Below are 310 nucleotides of genomic sequence, written 5' to 3'. Positions count from 1 at the left end.
CACTTCGCTTACTTTGTATTGAATTTCATTTCCTTGTCCATCATACTTCGGTAGATCTTTAAAGCTGAAATTCCAGTTTCCTTTTTCATCAGCTTTCACTGTCGTGTCTTGTATCACTTTATCATCTTGAAGCAATTCAACCTTGATGCTTCCTGGACGTGTGTTGAACTTGTTGTTGTAGTCTTCCCAGACTTTCTTACCATTTACTTCTGTTTTGTCCGTATTCTTATAAGTATTCGTGATTGTCGTTCCTTCTACTTTTGTTTCATAACCTTCAACTTTCACTTCATCTACTGTGTACGTAAATTCA

1 protein-coding gene is annotated in these 310 nt (G+C 36.1%); it reads right to left on the bottom strand.

The features are described from left to right. Positions 1–310 (bottom strand): Cna B-type domain-containing protein (locus tag ACXVYO_RS26345; RefSeq protein WP_458469166.1); only part of this gene is annotated, 310 nt, incomplete at both ends.

Source organism: Bacillus sp. BC08, assembly GCF_054326875.1.
Note: the sequence above shows the minus strand (reverse complement) of the source record. Positions and strands in the feature narration are given on the sequence as shown.